Origin of the sequence: Corallococcus sp. AB049A, assembly GCF_003668885.1 — a bacterium.
GTDB lineage: Bacteria > Myxococcota > Myxococcia > Myxococcales > Myxococcaceae > Corallococcus > Corallococcus interemptor.
Genome location: NZ_RAWL01000846.1, coordinates 1 through 859, shown reverse-complemented (window position 1 = coordinate 859; position 859 = coordinate 1). Strand labels below are relative to the sequence as shown.

The window sequence follows — 859 nt, the reverse complement described above, 5'->3', positions numbered from 1 at the left end:
GCCTCCTGACAGGAAAAAGTCCCCGTGCGATTCCTCCTGCTCTCCCTCCTGTGCCTGGTGCCCGGCCTCGCGCGCGCCCAGGCCGAGGAACTCGAGAACCCCGGCACCGTCTCCGCGGTGCAGGACCGGCTCTTCCGGATGCAACATGAGCTCTCCCTGGGCGTGGGCGTGCTGCCCGCGGACGCCTACTACAAGGGGCTCATCGGCACCGTCGGCTACGCGTACCACTTCAGCGACACCCTGGCGTGGCAGGTGGCCCGGGGCACGTACAGCTACAACGTGCAGACCAGCCTGCGCCGCCAGCTGGAGCGCGACTTCGACGCGTCCCCCGTGTCCGCCGCGTTCCAGAACCAGGTGCAGTGGATGGTGGGCAGCGACCTGATGTGGAGCCCGCTGTACGGCAAGACGTCCCTGCTCAACACGAACGTCATCCACTTCGAGGTCTTCCTGCTGGCCGGCGGCACCGTGGTGAAGGTGGACCGCAGCGACGGCTTCCGCCCCGCCGTCAACCTGGGCCTGGGCGTGCGCGTGTTCTCCAGCAAGAACGTGTCCTTCCGGCTGGACGTCACCAACAACACCGTCTTCATGGGCGCGTCGGACATCACCAACGTGCCCACGCTGCAGATCGGGACGGCCTTCAACTTCGGCGCCACGGAATGACGTCACGCCCCCTCATCGTCGCCGCGCTCGCCAGCGCCGCGCTCCTCGTGTCCCCGACGGCCGCCCTCGCGGCGCCGGACGCGGGCACGCTGCCCATGCCACCCCCACCGGCCACCGCCGCGAAGGCCACGGGCACGCCCACCGACGCGGGCACCGCCGGCCCCACCGACGCGGGCACCGCCGCCGGTGCGCCCGCGCC

The 859-nt window shown here is 70.9% G+C and carries 1 protein-coding gene and 1 pseudogene; both read left to right on the top strand.

What is annotated here, in order from left to right:
• The first annotated feature begins 24 nt into the window (after nt 1-24).
• The gene (locus D7X55_RS39845; protein WP_120549416.1) at nt 25-660 is read left to right on the top strand and encodes an outer membrane beta-barrel domain-containing protein; all 636 of its coding nucleotides are present in this window, start codon (nt 25-27) and stop codon (nt 658-660) included.
• Nucleotides 657-859: pseudogene (locus D7X55_RS39840) on the top strand (hypothetical protein); the annotation flags it as partial. The gene D7X55_RS39845 and the pseudogene D7X55_RS39840, both read left to right, overlap by 4 nt.